Origin of the sequence: Mycobacterium scrofulaceum, from assembly GCF_002086735.1 — a bacterium.
In the GTDB taxonomy this organism is placed as follows: domain Bacteria; phylum Actinomycetota; class Actinomycetes; order Mycobacteriales; family Mycobacteriaceae; genus Mycobacterium; species Mycobacterium scrofulaceum.
Genome location: NZ_MVIJ01000024.1, coordinates 65,019 through 86,470 on the forward strand (window position 1 = coordinate 65,019; position 21,452 = coordinate 86,470).

Sequence of the window (21,452 nt, forward strand, 5' to 3'; positions counted from 1 at the left end):
CGACGGGGTCGTCGTGGCGTTTACTGGGGCGGTGAGCGAAGCGGGTCGCGGCGAACGGCGCACCCTGGTGCTGTCCGCCTTCCCCGGCGAAGCCGACGCGGTGCTGTCCCACACCACGCTCGATCCCGATCCGGTGGCGATCGTCGACGGCCGCCACTTCTACCTGGGGGCTATCGCCGGCAAGAAGGTGATCGTCGCGATGACCGGCATCGGCCTGGTCAACGCCGCCGGCACCACTGAAGCCGCCTTGTCCGGCTTCGGGATTGGCGCCGTGGTGTTTTCCGGTGTCGCCGGTGGGGCCGGGCGCACCCGCATCGCGGACGTGGCGGTGCCGGCGCGGTGGACGCTGGACCACGGCAGGACGTTCCGCCCGGTCGACCCCGGCATGCTGGCGGAGGCCGGAATGCTCTCGGTCGCACTGGAAAGCGTCGATTCGCGGCGGCGGTCGCGGGTCGTCGTCGGCGGCGACGGCTGCAGTGGGGACAACAACAACGGGGTGGCATTTCCCTGCATCCCCAACGGCGGCGACGTTTTCGGCTGCCAACCCCGCACCGCACCCGACCGCTCCCTCCGCTATACCGGCAACTTCCGGCAAGCGGCGGGTCGCTGGCTGAGATGCGCCCTGATCAGCAACCTGAAGATCGCCTCGAGCTCGGACCCGGCCTTCGATGCGACGGACATGGAGACCGCGGCGGCCCAGGCCGTGGCCGAAGAGCACGGCATCCCTTTCCTCGGCGTCCGCGCCATCACGGACGGGCCGGGCGACCCGCTTCGCCTGCCGGGCTTTCCTTTTCAGTTCTTCTGCTACAAGCGGATCGCGGCGGTCAACGCCGCCCGGGTGACCGCGGCTCTCCTCCGGAACTGGGCCGGCGCCTGATCGCTATTCCGGGCCGCGGGCGACCGCGCGGCCCGGGTCCGAGCACCACTCGGACCACGACCCCGGAAACAGCGCCGCCTCCCGACCCGCCGCGGCGAGCGCGGCGACCGTGACGCTGGCGGTCACGCCGGAACCGCAGTAGGCGCCCACCGCCCCGTCGCGGTCGATGCCGCGGTCGGCCAGCAGTCGGTTGAGCTCGCGGTCGCCGGCGAACGTGCCGCCGGGGGTCAGGATGGCGGTGCTGGGCAGGTTCGTGGCGCCCGGGATGTGCCCGGCCGCGGGGTCGAGCGGTTCGATTTCACCGCGGAAGCGCTCGGGTGCCCGGGCATCGAGCAATATCGCGCCGCTCGCGCCGGCTTGCTCGGCCGTCAGGGTGGGGCGGCCCCCGGAGTACAGATCATCGTGCGGCACAGTGACATTCCCCGGCCGCGGTGTCACCTCGCCGGTTTCGAGCCGACCGCCGTCCGATCGCCAGGCGGCCAGGCCACCGTCCAGGATGCGCACGCTCGGCAGGCCGGCCGCCGTCAACACCCACCACGCCCGCGCCGAACCGGCGCGGTTCCAGTCGTCGTAGACGACCACCGGCGAATCCCGCCGGACGCCCCAGCGGCGGGCGGCGGCCTGCAGCGCGGTCCCCGACGGCAGCGGGTGACGGCCGCGTCCGACGACCGAGTGATCGCTGAGTTCCTCCTCGAGGGACACATACACCGCGCCCGGCAAATGTCCCGCCAGATAGGCCGGCCGCCCGTCGGGCTCGTCGAGCCGCCAACGGACGTCGAGGATGCTGACCGGCTCACCGGCCTCGAGCAATGCGGCCAACTCCGCGACGGTGACCAGCACCTGGTCTCGGACACCCACCGATTCGCCTCCCTGATCGACTGCACAGAGCCTAGCGGCGTTCCGCTTCAGCAAACGGGGGCGTAGCGTCTTGATGCGACAGGGCGGATCGGAGTAGGTCGTGGCGCGCACCGGCTACACATTCACCGCGGCCTCCGCGGTCGCGTTGGCCCTCACGACGGCCGTTCCCGCCCGGGCGATGCCAAACACCCAGTGCGCGCTGACGACTCCCGTTCGGGAAGTGCGGCACGTGTCCCAGCTGCCGCCCGAGCTTCTGAAGCTGCTTCCGCCCGTCGCCGACATCGGCGCGCCCTTCAACGCCACCGACTCGGTCAGCGATCCGACGCTGCCGTTCCGGCGGCTGATACGCGGCGGCAATCGCGACGCCGACTGGTTCGTCTGGTACGAGCACGGCGGTGTCGGTTACTTCTGGCAGGCGGTGGTCGCGCGCGTCGTGCCCGGCACCGAGCCGAAAGTATTGGCCAACGCCGGAACGGTTTCCGACACGCTGTGCCGGCTCACCGATGGCGCATTCGCGGGCGTCGTTCCCCCTTATCCGCCCGGATCCTGGGCGGCCTCCGACTTCTGAGGAAGCACCGGCCATGAACAAACCCGAGCAATCGCAGACCCGCACCCGCAACTTCGCCCGCGTGCTGGGCCCTTACCTCACCATCGTGCCGATCACGGTCGCGGTGCGCGGCTCCTACATGCAGACGCTGTTCACGGAGTTCAAGGCAAATCCGATGTGGCCCTGGCTGTATGGGGCCATCCTCTTGATGGGCGGCCTTTTCATCATCGCGTTCCACCAGTATTGGCGCAGCCTCGCGGCGGTCATCGTATCCGCGGTGGGCTGGTTTTTCGCGATACGCGGGGTGCTGCTGTTGACCCTCCCGCGCGCCTATGACGCGGCCGGCGACGCGATCTACAGCTCGGGCATGTCCATTGCGATATGGGTGATGTTCGGCTGTCTGGCGTCCGCCGGCGTGTACCTGACGTACGTCGGCTGGAAGCCGGAGCCTCCCGCGGATAGTTAATCCGCGACCATTCCCATTTCCACCGTGGCCGCAAATGGCCGGACCATTTGGTTGGCGAAAGTCCCCGAACTCATGGGCCAAATGGCTCTAACTAGAACAGAATGCCGGGGACACAATTAAGGTTTCGGAGTCGATTGGCGGCAAATGGCTTCGCCGCTCAAACGAGGAGGAATACCAGTGAAGATCACCACGATGATCACGACGGTAGCGGCCGTCGTCATGACCGCGATTGCTGTGAGCGGCGTACCGGCTGCGTCGGCCACCTATCCCGTCGTCGGCAAACTGGGCAGCGAATTGACGATGACCGACACCGTCGGCCAGGTTGTCCTGGCGTGGACGGTCAGCAACCTCCAGCCCAGCACCGACCCCACCCCCGGCTACATGCCGACCGGCAAGCTGTGGGAAGCCACGGCGACCGTCAGGTCAATCCGGGGAACGGTTACCCCCGCGATTTCGCAGTTCAATGCCGTCGCCCCGAATGCGGCCGTCTATCGGGTTCTTTGGTATGTCGCGAGTCCGACGAACATCAGTGGGGCGACCATTCCTGAGGGTGCGCAAGCGACCGGCAAAATCCACTTCGACGTCACGGGCCCGGCGCCGACCACAGTGACGATGAACAACGGGATGGAAGACCTGCTCATCTGGGGGCCGTAGGGCCGGCCTCTCGTAGAGAGGAAAGGAAAAAGCCCGCGTCGGCACCCCTGCGGTTATGCGGTGTGTTCGGAATCGGTACCCCGGTCGTCCAGCGCGGTCGCTCCCAACGACGCCAGCATGCCGGTCGCGGCCCGGTGCCAGGTGAAATCCTCGGCGCGACGCCGCGCGGAGACCCGACGGTGGTGCTCGGGACGGCGGGTGATGGCGCCGACCGCGCGCGCGATGGCGACCGGGTGGTTGTCCGCCAAAGCGCCGCTGTCCTGGGTGATGATCTCGCTCAGCGCCGACGTGCGCGACACCACCGCCGGCGTCCCGCAGGCCAGCGACTCCAGCGCGGCCAGCCCGAACGTCTCGTGCGGCCCGGGCGCCAGCGTCACGTCGGCCGAGGCCAGCAGCCCGGCCACCGTGTGCCGATCGGAGACGAAGCCGGTGAAGTCCACCGGCAACCGGGCGGCCTGACGCTCCAGCCTGGCCCGCAACGGACCCTCGCCCACGACGACCAGGCGGGCGTCGACCCCGGCGTGGCGCAACTCGCCGATTGCGTCGATGCTGCGGTCGACGCGCTTTTCCACCGACAGCCGGCCGCAATGGACCACCAGCAGCTGTGTCGGTGTGGCCCAGCGTCGTCGCAGCAGGTACGAGTGCCGGCGCGGGTGAAAGGTCTGCAGGTCGACGCCCAACGGGACGGTGACGGTGTTGGTCGCGCCGATGCGGTCGAACTCCTCGCGCGCGAAACCGGTGGTGCACACCACCGTGTCGTAATCGGCCGCGGTACGGGCGTTGGCCAAATCGGCGAACTTGACCGCGGCCCGGTGCGGAAGCAGTTGCCCCACAAGCCGATCCAGCCGCTCGTGGGAGATCATCACCGTGGTGGCGCCGTGGTCGCGGCCCCAGCGGCCCAGTGACCGCAGCGTGAGCCGGTCCGACACCTCCAACGCGTCGGGCCGCAGTGCCTCCAGCAGCGTTTTGACCGGTCCCGGCATCACCGCCCGGTAGCCGCCGGTGAGGGGAATCAGCCGCGCGGGCAGGGTGATTCGCACGACGCCGGTGCGCAGCTGGCTGCGCTCGGCACGCTGACCGGGCACGATGAGGAACACCTCGTGTCCGCCGGCGCAGTATTCGGCGCCCAGCCGATCCACCGCGGTGCGAAGGCCGCCGGAGCGAGGGCCATAGAAATTGGCGACCTGTACAACACGCATAACGTGAGGACACGCGGCGCGCGTGTGCACTCAACAATGTGGACTTGACGCTGACCTGAACAGTCCATGAATTCCGGCGAACCGGCTGCGTGTGCGCTGAGGGATTCGCGTGTGCGCCCAGGGTGGCGACACGCCGAGAAACGCCGCCGTGGGCGCACCCTCGACAGAAAGCCGGCCGGCCCGCCAGCTAACCGGTGGACTCGGGTCCGAACCAGCGCCGCAGCGCCACATGCAAACCGGCCTGGGCCGCCGGCCCGAATTCGCCCGCCGCCCAGGCGACGTATCCGTCCGGCCGGATCAGCAGCGCCGCGGCGGGCCGGTCGTCGAGGGGCGAACTTGCGATGTCCACCCGGTCGGCCCAGCCCGACGCCGTGGCCGCGACGCCGCCGTCGAAGTCGAGCAGCACCGGGCGCGCGCCGTGCAGTAGCTCGGTGACGCGCCGGCCGTCCGCGAGGGTCAGCTCGGGCACGGGCCGACCCGACAACGGATGGTCGTCGCCGACGTCGTAGCGCACGTCGGTGCCGGCGAGCAGCGCCGCCATGTGCTTCGCGACGCCGGGCAGGGTGAAGAATTCACCCAGCAGCGTGCGGAGCGCGGCGACCTCGGGACCGGGCAACATGAGCGCGGTCTGGGCCAGCGAGTGCATCATCACGCGCTCGCCGACGGGGTGCCGTTCGGATTCGTAGGTGTCGAGCAGTCCGGTGGGCGCCCACCCGTTGAGCTCAGCGGCGAGCTTCCAGCCCAGGTTCATGGCGTCTTGGAGGCCGAGGTTCAGGCCGGGGCCGCCCATGGCGCTATGGACGTGGGCGGCGTCACCGAGCAGCAGGGCGCGGCCGTCGCGGTAGCGCGACGCGTGCCGCGTGTTCCAGCCGTTGATACGGCGCAGGGCATGCGGCCCTGGGCCTTTCGGCTCTTCGAAGGGGAAGTCGGTGCCGAGCACCCGCCGGACACTTTCGCGCAGTTCGGTCAGGCTCATGGGCTCGTCGTCGACGAAGGGCGCAAATTCGACGGTGCCCAACAGCGCCCTGCCGGGCTCGAATTCGGCGAAGATCAATCCGCCGTTGTCGAATCGGCTGTGGCCGAAGGGAAGCGGGCCGAACCCGGGGATGTCGATGACGCCGTCGGGTCTGCGGAGCCGCTCGGGGATGTGCACGTGGGCGAGCCGGCCGACCGTCGCAGAGGTACTGCCGGGGAACTCGATTCCCAGTGACTTGCGGACCAGGCTGTGTCCGCCGTCGGCGCCAACCAGGTAGCGCGTGGCGATTCCGTATCGGCTCTCCGGCGAAGATACCTTCACCGCAACGGATTCCGCACCCGGCCGGATGCCGGTGAGCTCGTGCCCCCAGCGAAGGTCTACCCCGAGATCGCGGGCCCGTTTCTCCAGCAGTCGCACCAGCCTGGGTTGCGGGATGAGCATCGCATACATCGGGTTGTCGGGTACGCCGGTGAAGTCCAGCGGCATGGCGGAGAACATCCAGCCGGGGGTGGGTTGGGGCGGCTGGTCGTCGCCGGTGAACGCCCGGTACAGGCCCCGCAGGTCGAGTGCCCGGACCACCTGTCCGACAAGCCCGTTCGCCTTCGGCTCGTCGCTGGGCCCGGGCAACCCGTCGAGCACGACCGGCCTGATGCCGGCCAGCGCGAGCTCGCAGGCCAGCATCAGTCCGTTGGGCCCGGCGCCGGAGATGACGATCTCGGTGCGTTCGTCAGCCACGGGTTTTCTCCTTACGCTTGGTGGGTTCGGGCAGGCCCGCGCTGACGGCGGCGAAGCCGGCACGAATCAGGTCGGTGATGGCGACCGGCGGGTCGGCGCGCACGTAGGCCTCCGCCGCGGCGTCGCCGACGGCGCGCACGACCGCCGCCACCAGTCGCGGGTACAGGTCGTGCTCGGGATCGGTCCCGGTGCGCTCCGCGATCACCGCCAGCCATTCGTCGAACAGGTCCTGCGGCAACGCGTTTCGCACCTGGGGGTTCATCAGCATCTTGCGCACCTCGACGAGTTCCTGGCGGGTCGGCACCAGGTTTTCCTCCCCGTGCGCCTCGCCGAAGTCGGCCTCCAGCGGTTCGAGCACGACGTGCGTGATCGACGTCCACAGCGGCTCGTCGGCCGGGCGCTGCCGAAAGGCGGCAATGCTGCGGCGCATCCGCTCGGTCTGCCGATAGGCGAGTGCCTCGTACTTGCCGCCGAAGTAGTTGTTGAAGGTGCGCAACGAGACACCGGCCAGGGTGGCGATGTCCTCGCGCGTCACGTTGTCCAGTCCACGCTCGAAGGCGAGGTTCAGTGCGGCGTCGCTGAGGGCCCGCCGGGTGTCGGCCTTCTTGCGCTCGCGCAGCCCGCGCGGCTGTTCGGTCACGGGCACCACCCTACGCAAAAGTTGCCCGCTGGGCAATATTGCCTATCGGGCAAGAATCGCAAGTGCGTTGAGGACTTTGCGTGTGCGTCCACGGCGGCGACACGCCGGAAAACGTCGCCGTAGGCGCACACGATGCGGGCAAGGACCCCGGAAACTAGCGCCGGCCCCAGTCCCACGGCGGCGTGCTCAGCAGCCCCTGACCCGCGACGCGCGTCTCGCCCCACTCCTTGTACAGCTCGATCTCGACGGCTCGGCGCGTCCCTTCAGCCTCGGCCACCGGCACGGTGTCGAGGAATTCGAGCAGCGCCCGCGAATGGGTGACCACCAGCACCTGCGTCCGCGCGGCGGCGGTGCGGATCAGCCCCGCGAGCGGGCGCACCAGGTCGGGGTGCAGCGAGGTCTCCGGCTCGTTGAGCACCATCAACGACGGCGCCCGCGGGCTGGACAGCGCGGCGGCCCACAGCAGGAATCGCAGTGTGCCGTCGGATAATTCGGCGGAGCGCAGCGGCCGCAGCATGCCGCGCTGCCGCAGCTGCAGGTCGAACAGCCCGTCGTGCTCGGCGACCGACACCGTGGCGCCGTCGAACGCGTCGGCGACGGCGCGGCTCAGGTCGTCGAAACCCGCCTCGATGATCGTCTGGATCGCGGCGGCCAGGTCGCCGCCGTCGTCGGAGAGCACCGGGGTGCGCGTGCCCACCTGCGGATGCCGCGCCGGCGCCCCGACGTCGACGCGGAAGCCGTCGTAGAACCGCCACCCGCGCAGCCGCTCACGCACGGCCGCGAGTTCGGGCAGCGCGTGCGGGTGGGCGTACTCGGCCAGCACGCTGCGATACGACGGCAACGAGCGGGACAACTCGTCGAACCCACGGCCCGAGTCCGCGCTCACTTCGGCGAGCTCGCGCGTGCGGCGCACCAGCGTCGCGCTGGCGCGCGGCACCGGCCCGGCGAACAGCGCCTCCCGCTTGATCTCGGGATCGCGGCCGAACGCCGACTTGATCCCCGCCATCTGCGGCATGCCCAGATCGACCAGATAGCCGAAATCGTCTGAGGCGAAGCCCATTTCGAGGGAAACCGGCCGGGTGCGCACCGTGCCCTCGGCCTTCCCGGTGCGGCGGGCGCCCTTGAGCTCCTCGGGACCCGCCCACAGCGCGGACTGCAACCCGCCCTCGCGGGCGAGCGACGCGATCACCTCGCCGCGGCCGCAATCGGCCAGCAGCCGCAGCGCGCGATACAGCGACGACTTGCCGGCGCCGTTGGCGCCGGTGACGACCGACAGCCGGCCCAGCGGCAGGATCACCTCGCGCAGCGAGCGATACCCGCGGATCGCCACCGTCTGCAACATGGAGCCGACTGTACGGTCGAGGACCGACGCGCCCTACTCGTTGTCGGCGGCGTCCAGCAACTGCACTTCCTCGAGGTCCATCTCGTTCTGCAGCTCGCGCAGCACGATGTCGTCGATCAGGTTGCGGTTGCGCAGCGCGGTGATCTCGCGGCGCTTCTGTTCCAGCACGCCCAGCCGCACCCGACGCACCAGGTCCTTCTTCTTGACCAGATGGTCATTGGTCGAACCGTTCTCGGTGGCCAGCGCCAGCGCAGCCTTCTCCTCGTATTCCTTCTGCAGCCGCCGCCGCAGATCGTCGCCGATGCCGACTTCGTCGGCGACCGTCGGCAACGCGTCGAGGGCGGCGCGGACGCCCCGGGTGCGGGCCAGCTGCAATTCCTCGGCGTGCGCGAGATCCTCGGGCATCTTCGCCCAGCGGACCACGGCGGGCAGCGTGGTGCCCTGGACCAGCACGGTCACCAGGATGACGACCACCACGATGAAGATGAGCAGGCTGCGGTCGGGGAAGGGCGCACCGCTGAGCGTGGTGGTCGGGACGGCCAGCGCCGCGGCCAGCGAGACCGCCCCGCGAAAGCCGGCCCAGGCGGTGACGAAACGCTGACGCCAGCCGACGCGGCGTTCGCGCTGCACCTCCCGGCGATCGATCAGCCGGATCAACAGGACGGTGATCTCGCCCCAGAAAATGCGCGACAGGATCACCACGGCGGTGACGGCGAGCGCGAGGAACAGGGCGTGCCGAATCCCGCCGTCCACGCCGGCGATGCCGCGCAGCGCCCCCGGTATCTGGACGCCGACGAACACCCACAGCGAGCCGTTGAGCAGGAAGGTGGCGCTGTCCCAGAACGCGTACGACTGCAGGCGGGATCGCGCCCGGATCACCACCGGCCCGGCATAGGCGAGCACCAGCGCCGCGACCATCACCGCGACCACCCCGCTGCACTCCATGCTCTGCGCCAGCAGGAACGCCGCGAACGGGGTCAGCAGGCTCAGGGCCCCTTCCTCCTGCGGCGCGTCGATTCGCTTGCGCAGCAGCGTAACCGCCCCGCCGACCAGCAGCCCGGCGGCGATACCGCCCAGGTACGACCCGATGAAGCGGACCACCAGGTCGGTCGGCCCGATCGCGGACCCGCCGATCGCGACGTGCACCGTGACGGCGAACAGGACCAGGGCCGTGCCGTCGTTGATGAGACTCTCGGCCTTGAGGACGGTGACCGACCGGCGGGGCAGCTTCTTCGCCAGGCCGGCGACGGCGGCGGCGTCGGTGGGGGACAGGACGGCGCCCAGCACGGCCGCCGTGTGGGAGTCCATGCCCAGCGCCCGCGCCGTCCAGGACACCGCTACCGCCGTCGCGATCACCAGGGCGATGCTGAGGAAGACGATGATGCGCGCGTTCGCCCGGATCTCACGGAAGCTGGTGTTCAGGCCCTCCCAATAGAGGATCGCGGGCAGGAACAGCAGCAGCACGATCTCGCCGTTGATGTGCACATGGGCGAAGCTGGGGATCAGGCCCAGCAGCGTGCCGAGCACGATGAGCAACACCGGGGGACCGACGCGGTAGCGCCGGCCGAGCACCGTCCCGACGATGACGGTCGAGACCAGCGCAACGATCAGGACGAGGCCAAACACCAGCCCATCCTGCCGGACACGCCGGCTTCGCGCGCGGACCACCCCGGGCGCCGGCAGCCGGTCCCGCAAGCGCTGCCGCCCACACGCCGCTCGCGCTCCAGGCCATAATGGGCTCGATGACTGTCGGGAAGATCAGGCTCTTGGTGACCGTCGCCATGCTCGTTTCGCCGATGTTGGTGGGCTGCCACTTCGCCTCCAGGAACCCCCCGTCGACCAAGACGCTGCAGGTGCCGATGACCGACGTGCTGACCCAGGACGCCCTCACGCAGAGCATCACCCTCGCCGTCGGCAACACGCTGGTGGTGAAGCTGGGCTCGAACTACACCACCCCGTACCGGTGGGTACCGGACATGAAGGTCAGCGATCCCGCGGTCCTCAAGCAGACCAGTCACGAGTTCGTGCCGCCGAGCAGCGACGCGTTGGGTGCGCCCGGCATGGAGGTGTGGAAGTTCACGGCGTTGAGGCCGGGGACCACGACGATCGGCACGTCCTACACGAGCTTCGTCGGCAAGGACCCCAAACCCGCGTGCACCTACACGGCCACCATCACCGTTCAGTAAACCGTTCCAGCGCACAGGCTTTCGCGGCGGGGCGGATGCCCAGCGCGTGGCTGAGCAGGCCGATCCCGGCGCCGAGGATGGGCCAGACCGGCCAGAAGTACGTCGCGCCGGTGGTGGCGGCGACGGCCGCCCACACGGTGAGCACGACGACCGTCATCACGAGGTAGGCGGCCAGGTGAAGGCGCACGCCGCGGCGGGCGGCCTCGATGCGGGCGGCGCGGCGGCGCGGGTCGGCGCGCCGGATGCGCTCCAGCGGCAGGTCGGCGAGCAGCCGGTCGAGTTCCCCGGTGGTGTGCGCGCCGAACACCGCCTGCGTCCGTTGCTCGTATTCGTCGAGGTCCAGGTAGCCCTGCGCGAGCGCTTGGCCGAGGCGGTCGGCCGCCCTTTCCCGGTCGCGGTCGCCGGCGCGCGGGGCCATGAGCTGCTGGTCCATTTCGTCCCCTTCCGAAGATGTGAATGGCTTTAACATAGTAGCCAATGTTAATGTCGTCAACATGGCACGGGAGCGGAAATCGGCGACGCGCCGCGACAGCTACCACCACGGCGACCTCAAACGCGCCCTGAGCAGCGCGGCGTTGTCACTGGTGGCCGAGAAGGGGCCGAAGGGCTTCACGCTGACCGAGGCGGCGCGGCGCGCCGGGGTCAGCGCCGCCGCCCCGTACCGGCACTTCGCGGATAAGGCCGCGCTGCTCGCGACGGTGGCCGAACAGGGCTTCCGGGACCTGCACGCCGCACTCGCCGCGGCCGGTGACGCCGCGTCCGACCCGAAGGACCGGGTGGCCGAACTGGGCCGCGCCTACGTGCGCTGGGCCGTCGCCCACCCGGATCACTACCGGGTGATGTTCGGCGCCGAGCTGTCGAAGGCCGACCATCCCGACCTGGCGGTCGCCGGCGAGCAGGCGTTCGGCGACCTGCTCGGCGCGATCGCGACATGCCAGGAGGCGGGCATCGTGGGCGGGCGCGACCCGCGTGACCTCGCCGCACCGCTGTGGTCGCTGGTGCACGGCGTCGCGTCCCTGGCGATCGGCGGCGAGCTGCGCACGGTCGGCATCGAGCGGGACCCGGAGGCCATCGTCACCGGCGTGGTGGCCCAAATGCTGGGCGGCTAGGCGACATTGGCCTGGCGGAGCGTCGCGTAGACCTCGGCCAGGAATTGCTCGACGGCGACCGCGGTGTGCGCCGCGCGCGCCGAACCGAAGATGTCGAATGCGTGCTGGGTGAACGGCAATTCGGCGTACACGACGGGCTGGTTGCTCACCTGCCGCAGCCGCTCGACGAACGCGCGCGCCTGCTCGACGGGCACCAGCGAGTCGTTACGGCCGTGCAGGACGAAGAACGGCGGAGCGTCGGCCGACACGTGGTTCACCGGCGACGCCGTGACGAACGGTTGCATGTTCGTCGACGGCCGTTGCTTCACAACGGATTTGACGAGCAGCGCGGGCATCATCGGGTGCATGGCGTCGTTGAAGCGGGTGAAGTCGTAGACGCCGTAGAACGGCACCGCCGCCTGCACCCGGGTGTCGGCGTCTTCGAAGCCGGGCTGGAATTGCGGGTCGTTGGGGGTGAGCGCGGCCAGCGACGACAGGTGGCCGCCGGCCGAACCGCCGGTGATCGCGATGAATTCGGGGTCGCCGCCGTACTCGGCGATGTGCGCCTTCACCCACGCCAGCGCGCGCTTGACGTCGACGATGTGGTCGGGCCAGGTGTTGCGCGGGCTGTGCCGGTAGTTGATCGCCACGCAAACCCAGCCCAACTCCGCCAGGTGGCTCATCAACGGATGTGCCTGTCCGCGTTTGTTTCCCGTCGTCCAGGCCCCCCCGGGGATCTGGAACAGGACCGGCGCCTTGCCGGTCGGGTCCAGGTCGGGGCGGCGCCAGATGTCCAGGAAATTGGCGCTGCCGAATTCGCCGTAGCTGATGTTGGCATCGTGCGCGTAGTCGCGGTAGATGCGCATCATCCGCAGCAGCCCGGGCGTCTTGGCGGTGCCGCTGCCGGCCGGGCGGCGCCACAGGTCCCCGGCTTCGGTCAGGCGCGACGGTCCCAGGCCGCGGTCCAACGCCTCGGTCAGCGGCACGTTGGCCTTGTGGCCGGCGCGGCTGAAGTTCAGCAGGCCCAGCGCCGACACGCCCGCCACCGCCCACGCCGCGAACCGCACCGGGCGGGTCAGGCGGCGGGCGGTCAGCGCCAGGCCGCCGAGCTGGCTGACCAGGGTCTGCAGCGGCAGCTCGGTGACCACCAGCCCGAACATCCACGAGAACAGCGAAAGGTATCCGCTGCGCGCCAACGGCCGGTACGCGTTGAGCGTGGACAGCGCGGTCACCGCCGTGACCACGAGCGACCCTATCTGCCGGATGACGTGGATGATTCGAGCTGTCCGCATGGGCTCACCTTAACGAGGCGCGGCGCGCCTCAGGCGAACACCGTCTTGGGCATCACGGTGGGCTTGACCCCGTACCGCGGGGTGCTGAAGCCGTAGCCGCCCCTACCGGCCGCGGCCATCGCCGGCATGCCCGCGGGCACCGCCGTCACCGGCCCCGCCTCCTCGGGCGCCATGGTCCAGCCCGACCCGGCCGTGACCGAAGCGGCGGGGTCGACCGCCGGGGCGGCCGCCGACCAGGTGGACGGAACCGAGAGGCGACCCACCGTGGACGCCTGTCCCGCGCCGGCCAGCACGGGCGCCTGGCTCACGCCCGTTGACCCGGCCTGCGCCACCGACCCCGCCAGCGTGGGGCCGACGAAGGGGCCGGCGGTGCCGAGAAAGAGCGACGGCACGCCGTTGACGGTGTGCCCCAGCAGCACCGCGGTGGGGATGGTTTCCATGGACCACCAGGCCGCGGTGTTCACCACCCCGTTGATGCTGTTCTGCACAAACGGGATGCTGAAGAACCCGCCATTGGCCGCCTGGAGCGGGGCCGCGAGCTGCGCCGCCGCGTTCGGCGCGGCGGTGATGGTGCGCATCAGCCCGGCCTGCGTGTTGGTCGCGGCGTTGGCCCCTGCGACCGCGGCAGCCTGGCCGGCCAGCCCGCCGGGGTTGGTGAGCGGTGCCGGCGGTGTCATCGGGTTCATCTTTCCCGCGACCGCCGACGAGGCGGCGTAGCCGTACATCGCGGCGGCGTCCTGCGCCCACATCTCGCCGTAGTGCGCCTCGGTTTCCATGATCGCCGGCGTGTTGACGCCGAGGAAGTTGGTCGCGACCAGCGCTGCCAGCTGGGCCCGGTTGGTGGCGACCACCGGCGGGGGAACCGTCATCGCGTATGCCGCTTCGAAGGCCGCCGCGGAGGCGGTGGCCTGCGCGGCGGCGTGCTGGGCCTGTGCGGCGGTGGTGTTGAGCCACGTGATGAAGGGCTGGGCCGCCGCGGCCGCCGACGCCGACGCCGGACCCATCCACTGTTCGCCGGTGAGCTCCGCGACCACCGACTCGTAGCCCGCCGCGGTGGTGTTCAGTTCGGCGGCCAGGGCGTTCCAGGCGGCCGCGGCGGCCATCATCGGGCCTGCGCCGGCGCCGGCGTACATGCGTGCCGAATTGACTTCTGGGGGTAGTGCACCGAAATCCATTGTCCTGCAATCCTTTCCGCTAAAATTCTGGTGGTTGCCGGCGTCAGACGCCGGCCGGGCGGCCCATCACGGTGGGCTTCACGCCGTAGCGTGGCGCGCCGAGGCCGCCGGTCTTCCCGGCGGTCGCCACCGCGGGCATGCTGGCCGGCACGCCGGTCACCGACGGGCCCTGGGGCGCGGGGGCCGTCCAGCCAGCCAGCGTCGGGGCCGGGGGAGGCGCGGCCGGCGCACCGGCCCCCGCCGCCCAGCTCGGTGGCACCGAGAGGCGGCCGACCAGGGCCGCCTGTCCGGGACCCGACACCATCGGGCCCCCGGCGGTTGGCGTCGCGGGCGCGACGGGCTGCACCGAGTCGGTGAGGGTGGTGCCGGCCAGGGCGGACGACGGCGGGCCCGTCATCGCGTCGGGCCTGATGAGCAGGCCGCCGCCCGCCATGGCGAGCAGATCCGACGTCGCCGAGCCGAAGTTGCCGGCCCCGATGTTGCCGATGTTGGCGAGGCCGCTGCCCGGCACCGTCGCCTGCTGGGGCGCGGCGGCGGGGGCCGCATAGGGCAGGGCATTGGCGGCGGAGTTGGCGGCCTCGGTGGCCTGGTAGGAGCCGGCGCTGGTGTTGAGCGTGCGCACGAATTGTTGGTGCACGGTCGCGGCCTGGGCGTTGACCGACTGGTACAGCTCGCCGTAGGCGGTGAACAGCGCCGCCTGCAGGGCCGAAATCTCGTCGGCGGCCGCGGGCGCTATCGCCGTGGTCGGGGGCGCCGCCGCCGCGCTTTCGGCGGCCAGCGCCGAGCCAAGGGTCTCGAGCTTTCCCGCGGCGTAGAGCAACGCCTCGGGTTGAGTGGTCACAAAAGACATCGGTGTCTCCTCGTGGAATTGGTCGGGCTCTAGGGGAGTGCCCGGACTCACGGCGGCTAAAGCCGCCAATTCCACTGGACGCCGATGAAACGCGCGCCGGAAAGAGGCTTAGGTCGCCTCGGCCCGGCTTTCCAACGCCTTCACCGCGGCGGGATCGTTTTCGGTCAGCCCGACCTTCGACGCGCCGCCGGGGGAGCCCAGCTCGGCGAAGAAGTCCGCGTTGATCTGCGTGTATTGGCTGTATTCGGCCGGCAGGTCATCTTCGTAGTAGATGGACTCGACGGGGCAGACCGGCTCGCAGGCGCCGCAGTCGACGCATTCGTCGGGGTGGATGTAGAGCATCCGCGCGCCCTCGTAGATGCAGTCGACGGGGCATTCCTCGATGCACGCCTTGTCCTTGATGTCGACGCAGGGTTCGGCGATGACGTAGGTCATGAATGTTGTCCTTCCATCTGGCTGTGGGCGATCCGCAGGAGCTCTGTCAGGCTGGCAACTTTGGCGCGGGGGCGTCCGTGCGGCTCGCCGGCTTCTCTTTCGAAACGGTCGATGGCTTGCCAGTGCGCGGCGGTGATCAGGTGGGGCTGCCGCGACGTCAGCCACTGTGCGAGTTCGTCAGCATAATCGCTGCCGCGCACCGACTCCTGGCCGGCGAGGTCGCTCAGTACGGTGTCCACGGTTTCCTGGGAGCACTTCTTGTTGGTGCCGATGACCCCCGAGGGGCCGCGCTTGATCCAGCCGGCCACGTATTCGTTGCGGCTCCCCTCGATGCGACCTGCGGTGTGGGGAATGGTCCCGGACCTGTCGTCGAACGCCAGCCCCGGGATGGCCACCCCGCGATAGCCGACCGAGCGGACCACCAACTGGACGGGCAATTCTTCGCGTGCACCGGTGTCCTTGGCCACCATCCGGCCGGTTGCGTCGGTGACCAACTCGTTGCGGCCGAGCACGATGCTTTCGACCTTGTCGTCGCCCTTGATCTCGATCGGAGAGGTGAAGAACCGCAACACGATTCGCCGGTTGTCGGGGTTGTGGGCGCGGCCGGCGTAGTCGCGCAGGATCTTGATGTTGTTCTTGGTGATCTTGCCTGCGGCGGCAGCGTCCTCCTCGCTGATGTTCTCCAGGTCGGCCGGGTCGACCACGACGTCGACTCCGTCGAGCTCGCCGAGCTCGCGCAACTCGACGGTCGTGAACGCGGCTTCCAGCGGGCCGCGGCGACCTGCGAGGAGCACTTCCTTGACGCCGCAGGGCCGCAACGTTTCCAACGCGTGGTCGGCGATGTCGGTCTGGGCCAGCACGTCGGGATCGGTCACCAGCATGCGGGCGACGTCGACGGCCACGTTGCCGTTGCCCACCACGACCGCACGGGCACACGAAAGGTCGGGAGCCATTTCGTGGAAGTGCGGGTGTGCGTTGTACCACCCGACGAAGTCCACCGCGGCGACGCTGCCGGGTAGATCTTCGCCGGGGATATTCAGGGGGCGGTCGGATTGGGCTCCGACCGCGTAGATCACCGCGTCATAGCGCTCGGCGAGTTCGGTGGCCAAGACTTGCTCGCCCACCTTGATGTTGCCGAAAAAGCGGAAGCGAGGGTCCTCGGCGGTCTTCTCGAACTGCTGGCTCACCGATTTGATCTTCGGGTGATCGGGTGCCACGCCCGAACGCACCAGCCCCCAAGGGGTGGGCAGCATCTCGAGCATGTCGACCGCGACGCCGAACTCGCCGGCGTCGGCGGCCTTCAGCAGTGAGGCGGCCGCGAAGAATCCCGAAGGGCCGGAACCCACGATCGCGACGTGGTATGGGGCTGTGCGGGTCATGTCTCCCATGGTGCTCGGGCCGGCGGGGGGCGAGTAGAGGTTCCCCTGTTGTGGAGTCACAAGCTATGGTTGTGTCACGCCTACCGATTGTGACTGACCACCCATGCCGCTCAGCCCCCGCATGCCCGAACTCGCCTCGTTCGAGGCGTTTTTGACGATCGCCGAGACGGGCAGCCTCGGACGTGCCGCCCGCGAGCTCGGCATCACCCAGCAGGCCGTGTCGCGGCGGCTCGCGGCGATGGAGGCCCAGGTCGGCGTCACGCTCGCCGTGCGGACAACGCGCGGTTCGGAATTGACGCCCGCGGGGCTGATCGTGGCGGAGTGGGCCGGGCGCCTGCTCGAGGTCGCCACCGAGATCGACGCGGGGCTCGGCGGTTTGCGCAAGGAGGGCCGCGAACGCATCAGGGTGGCCGCCAGCCAGACGATTTCCGAACAGCTGATGCCGCACTGGCTGCTGTCCCTGCAGACCGAGGCGGCGCGGCGCGGGGGTGCCGCGCCACACGTGACGCTGACCGCCACCAACAGCGAGCAGGCCATCGCGGCCGTGCGCGAGGGCGCCGTCGACCTGGGGTTCGTCGAAAACCCCGGCCAGCCGAAGGGATTGGGCAGCTGCGTGGTGGGCCACGACGAGTTGGTCATCGTGGTGCCGCCGGGGCACAAGTGGGCCCGGCGCGGGCGGGTGGTGACCGCCCGCGAGCTGGCCGAAACACCCCTGGTGGCGCGCGAACCCCACTCGGGCATCCGCGATTCGCTGACGGTGGCGTTGCGTCAGGTGCTGGGCGAGGACATGCAGCAGGCGCCGCCCGTGCTGGAGTTGACGTCGGCCGCGGCGATGCGCGCCGCCGTGCTGGCCGGCGCGGGGCCGGCCGCGATGAGCCGCCTGGCGGTGGCCGACGACCTGGCCGTCGGGCGGCTGCAGGCGGTCAACATCCGAGAGGTGGACCTGCGCCGCAAATTTCGCGCCATCTGGGTCGGCGGGCGCACACCACCCGCGGGCGCGATCCGGGACATGCTGAGCCACATCAGCAGTCGCACACCGAAACGCTAAGCGGCGGCGTGGTCGGCGAGCGCCCCGTCGAAGCGGTCCAGCACGGTCTCCGCGACCAGACGATGCGCGCCCAGCGGTGGCGCCATCGCAATCCCGTTGTCCCGCGCATAGGTTGACACGCCGTCGGTGATGAGCCCCGGCGCCAGGAACCACGGCGCGATGACCAGCCGGCGCGCGCCGCGGGCACGCAGCCGGGCGGCGGTGTCGGCGACCGACGCCTCGGGCCGGGTGGCGAAGGCCATCGCCGTCGCGGCCCACCGGGTTCCGGCGGACAGTCGGGCCGCGACCCGGGCGGTGCGCGCGTTGGCGGCGGTGTTCGACGACCCGATCGCGACCACCATCACCCCGACCTCGTCGTCGAGCGGGGAGACCCCGACGTCACCGAGCCGGTCGCGCAGGACGGCCAGCAGCCGCTCGTCTTCGCCCAGGACGTCGGCCTGCCGGATGCCGTAGGCGCCGGCGCGCGCGATCTGCTCGGGGATGTCGCGGCGGGCGTGGTAGGCGCTGGCCAGCAGCAGCGGCGTGACCACCGCGTCGCGTTTGTCGGGCAGCCCGGACAGGACGTCGGCGAAGTTGGGCGCGCTGAGCTCCAGGAACGCCAGGCGCACGTCGAGGCCGGGCCGCATCCCGCGCAGCCGCTCGGCCACGGCCCGGGCGTTGGCGCCCGAGCGCAGATCGCGGCTGCCGTGCGCGGTGAGGACGAGGGTGCTCATGAGGCGTGCAGTCCGCATTCGGTCTTGTTGCGGCCCGCCCAGCGGCCGCTGCGCGGGTCCTCGCCGGGGGCGGGCTTGCGGGTGCAGGGCGCGCAGCCGATGGACGGGTAGCCCTCCTCGACCAGCGGGTTGATCAGCACGCCGTTCTTGTCGATGTAGTCCTGCTCGTCCTCGTCGGTCCACGCGGCGATCGGGTTGACCTTCACCAGCCCGAACGACTCGTCGAAGCTGATGAGCGGGGCGTCGGCCCGGGTCGGCGACTCCACGCGGCGCAGCCCGGTGACCCAGGCCGCGTAGCCGTTGAGCGCCTTCTTCAACGGGACGACCTTACGCAGGCGGCAGCACTCGTTGGGCTCGCGGGCGAACAGGTCCTTGCCCAGCAGCGCGTCCTGCTCTTCCACCGTGTGCTCCGGCTTGACGTTGAGCAGGTGGATGTCGTAGACGGACTCGACCGCGTCGCGGGTGCCGAGGGTTTCGGCGAAGTGATAGCCGGTATCCAGGAACAGCACCGGCACGCCGGGCCGGATGTTGGACGCCAGCGACACCGTCACCGCGTCCTGCATGTTGCAGGCCACCACCCATTTGCAGTTGGCCCACCCGCGGGGCGCGTCGGCGCCGCCGAATTGTTCGTCGGTCCAGCGCAGGATGTCGTCGGCGCTGGCGCCCTCGAGTTCGGCCGCGCCGCGCTCGGCGATCTGACGCAGTTGCTCGCTGGTGAAGTTCATCGCCACCATGAGTGGTCCTCAGCTCCTAACGCAGGTCGGCTTCGTCGGCGCGCAGCGCCCAGTTCGCGAAACGCTCGCCGCCCTCGCGTTGTTCCAAAAACTTTCGCGTGACGCGGTCGATGTAGTCGCCGAGCTCGGCGCTGGTGACCTTGTGCTGGCGCAGCTTTCGTCCGAAGCCGCTCTCCTCGCCCAGGCCGCCACCGAGGTGGACCTGGAAGCCCTCCACCGACGTGCCGTCTCCGTTGTCGATCCACTGGCCCTTGAATCCGATGTCGGCCACCTGGATTCGGGCGCAGGAGTTCGGGCAACCGTTGAGGTGCACGCTGATCGGCACGTCGAGGTCGTCGTTGACGTCGGCCAGTCGCTCTTCCAGCTCGGGCACCAAACTCTGTGCGCGGACCCGGGTTTCGGCGAACGACAGCTTGCAGAACTCGATGCCGGTGCACCCCATCGTGCTCTTGCGCCAGTTCGACGGGTTCGACGGCAGGCCCAGCTTGTCCAGCTCGGTGACCAGGTAATCGACCTTGTCGTCGGGCACGTCGAGGATGATCAGCTTCTGGAAGGGGCTGAACCGGGCCCGGTCGGAACCGACCTGCTCCATCAGGTCGGCGACCGCCTGCAAGGTGGTGCCCGAGACGCGGCCGGCGATCGCGGCGACGCCGACGGCGTTCAGGCCGTTCTTGATCTTCTGCACGCCCACGTGGTCGATCGGGTGTTTGGCCGGCTCGGGCGCCGGGCCGTCGATCATCTTGCGGCCGAGGTACTCGGTCTCCATGACCTCGCGGAACTTTTCCACCCCCCAGTCCTTGACCAGGAACTTGATCCGCGCCTTGGCGCGCAGCCGGCGGTAGCCGTAGTCGCGGAACACCTTGGTGACCGCTTCCCACACGTCGGGCACCTCGTCCAGCGGCACCCACACGCCGACCCGCTGGGCCATCATCGGGTTGGTCGACAGGCCGCCGCCCACCCACAGGTCCATGCCGGGCCCGTGCTCGGGGTGGTTGACGCCGACGAATGCGACGTCGTGGGTCTCGTGGGAGACGTCCTGCAGGCCCGAGATCGCGGTCTTGTACTTGCGCGGGAGGTTGGCGTAGTCGGGGTTGTTCATGAACCGCCGGATGATCTCGTCGATGGCGGGAGAGGGGTCGAGCACCTCCTCGATCGAGTCGCCGGCCAGCGGGCTGCCGTGGATGCCGCGGGGGCAGTCGCCGCACGCCTCGATGCTGGTCAGGCCGACGGTGTCCAGCCGGCGCCACACCTCGGGGATGTCCTCGATCTTGAGCCAGTGGAACTGGACGTTCTCCCGGTCGCCGATGTCGGCGGTGTCACAGGCGAACTCGGAGGACACCTGGCCCAGGACGCGCACCGTCTGCGCCGACATCGGCTTGCCGTCGGAGCGCACGCGCATCATGAAGTACTTCGCCTCGAGCTTGTCGATGTTCTCGTCGCCCGTCCAGCTGCCGTCGTACCCCTGCTCACGCTGGGTGTAGAGGCCCATCCATTTGAACCGCATACGCAGATCGGACTTCTCGATGCTCTCGAAGCCTTCTTTGGCGTACTTGTTGATGATTCGGTCGCGCACGTTCAGCGGCCCGTCATCGTGCTTGATCTGTTCGGTGTCGTTGAGCGGTTCGCGATTGCCCAGCGCCCACTGGCCCTCGTTGCGGGTCTTGGCGGGAGGTGCTGTGGTCATGTGGTGTTCTCCTTCGCGAACAATGCTGGCCTGCTGTGCCGGCTGGCGGCTGAGGCTCGATGTCGGCGGCCGGTGCGCTTCCGGGCTGGGCTGCTGGGCCGCTGGTGTCGACGGTGAAGTTGATTCAGGTTTCCCGTGGGTGCAACGTCGGACCCACGGGCCACGATTTCATGGTGCATTGCCCCCGCCGACAGTAGTAGAGGTGCAGAGGTTGTGAGCACACAACCGTTGGTTGTGTGCTCCGCTTCACGTTTTAAATGCCTTACCCCCCATTGAGATTCCCGCTTTGCCAAGATTGGTAATCTCGGGTTGTTTAGCAAACTTACTCCGCGATCATTTGTGGGATGCGTTGTGCTGCAGTATTTCTCGCGACGCCGCGCGCTAAATTCCGTGCCTCCTAACGGGGATCGCGCCGCCGTTCACATGAGACTTTCAGCAAACAGCGGTTAGGGTGGGCCCGTGTCGACACTGGCTGAAAGGTTGTTATGACTGTGCACGACGTGATCGTCATTGGTTCGGGTCCTGCCGGGTATACCGCGGCGTTGTATACCGCGCGGGCGCAGTTGGCGCCGGT

At 69.6% G+C, this 21,452-nt stretch carries 23 protein-coding genes; 8 read left to right on the forward strand and 15 right to left on the reverse strand.

The features are described from left to right. Positions 1-31: 31 nt before the first annotated feature. Positions 32-877, forward strand: a complete 846-nt coding sequence (locus tag BST44_RS16680; RefSeq protein ID WP_083178209.1) for a 5'-methylthioadenosine/S-adenosylhomocysteine nucleosidase family protein — start codon at positions 32-34, stop codon at positions 875-877. A gap of 3 nt (positions 878-880) precedes the next feature. On the opposite strand, the gene BST44_RS16685 is transcribed toward BST44_RS16680, so the two are convergent. After that, positions 881-1,735: a sulfurtransferase gene (locus BST44_RS16685; protein WP_083178210.1), complete on the reverse strand. Its 855-nt coding sequence runs from the start codon at positions 1,733-1,735 to the stop codon at positions 881-883. Positions 1,736-1,835: 100 nt separating this feature from the next. Here BST44_RS16685 and BST44_RS16690 point away from each other — a divergent pair, with 100 nt between their 5' ends. The 3 genes from BST44_RS16690 (at position 1,836) to BST44_RS16700 (ending at position 3,402) form a co-directional block, all read left to right on the forward strand. Then, complete coding sequence (locus BST44_RS16690; RefSeq protein WP_244184848.1) at positions 1,836-2,303, forward strand: hypothetical protein; 468 nt, start codon at positions 1,836-1,838, stop codon at positions 2,301-2,303. Between the two features lie 13 nt (positions 2,304-2,316). Further along, complete coding sequence (locus BST44_RS16695; protein ID WP_083178211.1) at positions 2,317-2,748, forward strand: hypothetical protein; 432 nt, start codon at positions 2,317-2,319, stop codon at positions 2,746-2,748. Between the two features lie 177 nt (positions 2,749-2,925). Beyond that, complete coding sequence (locus tag BST44_RS16700; protein ID WP_083178212.1) at positions 2,926-3,402, forward strand: MPT63 family protein; 477 nt, start codon at positions 2,926-2,928, stop codon at positions 3,400-3,402. 53 nt (positions 3,403-3,455) lie between these two features. Here the strand turns inward: BST44_RS16700 and BST44_RS16705 are convergent, their stop codons facing one another. From BST44_RS16705 to BST44_RS16725, 5 genes are all read right to left on the reverse strand, one after another. Next, positions 3,456-4,601, reverse strand: coding sequence for a glycosyltransferase (locus tag BST44_RS16705; protein ID WP_083178213.1), 1,146 nt, complete (start codon positions 4,599-4,601; stop codon positions 3,456-3,458). Positions 4,602-4,788: 187 nt separating this feature from the next. Further along, on the reverse strand, positions 4,789-6,258 hold the full coding sequence (locus BST44_RS16710; protein WP_439330730.1) for an FAD-dependent monooxygenase: 1,470 nt from the start codon (positions 6,256-6,258) through the stop codon (positions 4,789-4,791). A 46-nt stretch (positions 6,259-6,304) separates the two neighbouring features. Beyond that, positions 6,305-6,958, reverse strand: coding sequence for a TetR/AcrR family transcriptional regulator (locus tag BST44_RS16715; RefSeq protein ID WP_439330728.1), 654 nt, complete (start codon positions 6,956-6,958; stop codon positions 6,305-6,307). Positions 6,959-7,106: 148 nt separating this feature from the next. After that, entirely contained in the window at positions 7,107-8,294 is a 1,188-nt protein-coding gene (locus BST44_RS16720) for an AAA family ATPase (RefSeq protein ID WP_083178215.1), read from the reverse strand. A gap of 33 nt (positions 8,295-8,327) precedes the next feature. After that, positions 8,328-9,920 carry a Na+/H+ antiporter gene (locus tag BST44_RS16725; protein WP_083178241.1) on the reverse strand — a complete coding sequence of 531 codons (1,593 nt, stop codon included), beginning with the start codon at positions 9,918-9,920 and terminating at the stop codon, positions 8,328-8,330. A 107-nt stretch (positions 9,921-10,027) separates the two neighbouring features. On the opposite strand from BST44_RS16725, the gene BST44_RS16730 reads away from it, so the two are divergent. Continuing rightward, on the forward strand, positions 10,028-10,480 hold the full coding sequence (locus BST44_RS16730; RefSeq protein ID WP_083178216.1) for a protease inhibitor I42 family protein: 453 nt from the start codon (positions 10,028-10,030) through the stop codon (positions 10,478-10,480). Here BST44_RS16730 and BST44_RS16735 read toward each other — a convergent pair. After that, positions 10,467-10,913: a DUF1707 domain-containing protein gene (locus tag BST44_RS16735; RefSeq protein WP_083178217.1), complete on the reverse strand. Its 447-nt coding sequence runs from the start codon at positions 10,911-10,913 to the stop codon at positions 10,467-10,469. The genes BST44_RS16730 and BST44_RS16735 overlap by 14 nt on opposite strands. 61 nt (positions 10,914-10,974) lie before the next feature. Here BST44_RS16735 and BST44_RS16740 point away from each other — a divergent pair, with 61 nt between their 5' ends. Continuing rightward, entirely contained in the window at positions 10,975-11,589 is a 615-nt protein-coding gene (locus BST44_RS16740; protein WP_083178218.1) for a TetR/AcrR family transcriptional regulator, read from the forward strand. Here BST44_RS16740 and BST44_RS16745 read toward each other — a convergent pair. The 5 genes from BST44_RS16745 to BST44_RS16765 all read right to left on the reverse strand — a co-directional run bounded on the left by BST44_RS16745 (position 11,586) and on the right by BST44_RS16765 (position 16,708). After that, a complete protein-coding gene (locus BST44_RS16745) occupies positions 11,586-12,860 on the reverse strand; it encodes an alpha/beta hydrolase (protein WP_083178219.1) in 1,275 nt (424 codons plus the stop codon). The genes BST44_RS16740 and BST44_RS16745 overlap by 4 nt on opposite strands. A 29-nt stretch (positions 12,861-12,889) precedes the next feature. After that, positions 12,890-14,035 (reverse strand): PPE family protein, encoded by a 1,146-nt coding sequence (locus BST44_RS16750; protein WP_083178220.1) that lies wholly within the window; start codon positions 14,033-14,035, stop codon positions 12,890-12,892. A gap of 43 nt (positions 14,036-14,078) precedes the next feature. Beyond that, positions 14,079-14,885, reverse strand: a complete 807-nt coding sequence (locus tag BST44_RS16755; protein ID WP_083178221.1) for a PPE family protein, SVP subgroup — start codon at positions 14,883-14,885, stop codon at positions 14,079-14,081. 108 nt (positions 14,886-14,993) lie between these two features. Continuing rightward, a complete protein-coding gene (fdxA, locus tag BST44_RS16760; RefSeq protein WP_083178222.1) occupies positions 14,994-15,320 on the reverse strand; it encodes a ferredoxin in 327 nt (108 codons plus the stop codon). Continuing rightward, positions 15,317-16,708 (reverse strand): FAD-dependent oxidoreductase, encoded by a 1,392-nt coding sequence (locus BST44_RS16765; protein WP_142274537.1) that lies wholly within the window; start codon positions 16,706-16,708, stop codon positions 15,317-15,319. Before BST44_RS16765 ends, fdxA begins: the two co-directional genes overlap by 4 nt. 94 nt (positions 16,709-16,802) lie before the next feature. On the opposite strand from BST44_RS16765, the gene BST44_RS16770 reads away from it, so the two are divergent. After that, positions 16,803-17,747, forward strand: a complete 945-nt coding sequence (locus BST44_RS16770) for a LysR family transcriptional regulator (protein ID WP_083178224.1) — start codon at positions 16,803-16,805, stop codon at positions 17,745-17,747. Here the strand turns inward: BST44_RS16770 and BST44_RS16775 are convergent. From BST44_RS16775 to BST44_RS16785, 3 genes are read right to left on the reverse strand one after another with little or no spacing between them, the layout of a single operon-like run. Then, positions 17,744-18,460, reverse strand: coding sequence for a sirohydrochlorin chelatase (locus BST44_RS16775; protein WP_083178225.1), 717 nt, complete (start codon positions 18,458-18,460; stop codon positions 17,744-17,746). The genes BST44_RS16770 and BST44_RS16775 overlap by 4 nt on opposite strands. Further along, positions 18,457-19,194: a phosphoadenylyl-sulfate reductase gene (locus BST44_RS16780; protein ID WP_142274535.1), complete on the reverse strand. Its 738-nt coding sequence runs from the start codon at positions 19,192-19,194 to the stop codon at positions 18,457-18,459. Before BST44_RS16780 ends, BST44_RS16775 begins: the two co-directional genes overlap by 4 nt. Positions 19,195-19,210: 16 nt before the next feature. Then, positions 19,211-20,878 carry a nitrite/sulfite reductase gene (locus BST44_RS16785; protein WP_083178226.1) on the reverse strand — a complete coding sequence of 556 codons (1,668 nt, stop codon included), beginning with the start codon at positions 20,876-20,878 and terminating at the stop codon, positions 19,211-19,213. A gap of 485 nt (positions 20,879-21,363) precedes the next feature. Between BST44_RS16785 and BST44_RS29625 the strand changes: the two genes are divergently transcribed. Beyond that, the coding region (locus BST44_RS29625) for an FAD-binding protein (RefSeq protein WP_142274538.1) at positions 21,364-21,452 on the forward strand (89 nt) is incomplete at its 3' end.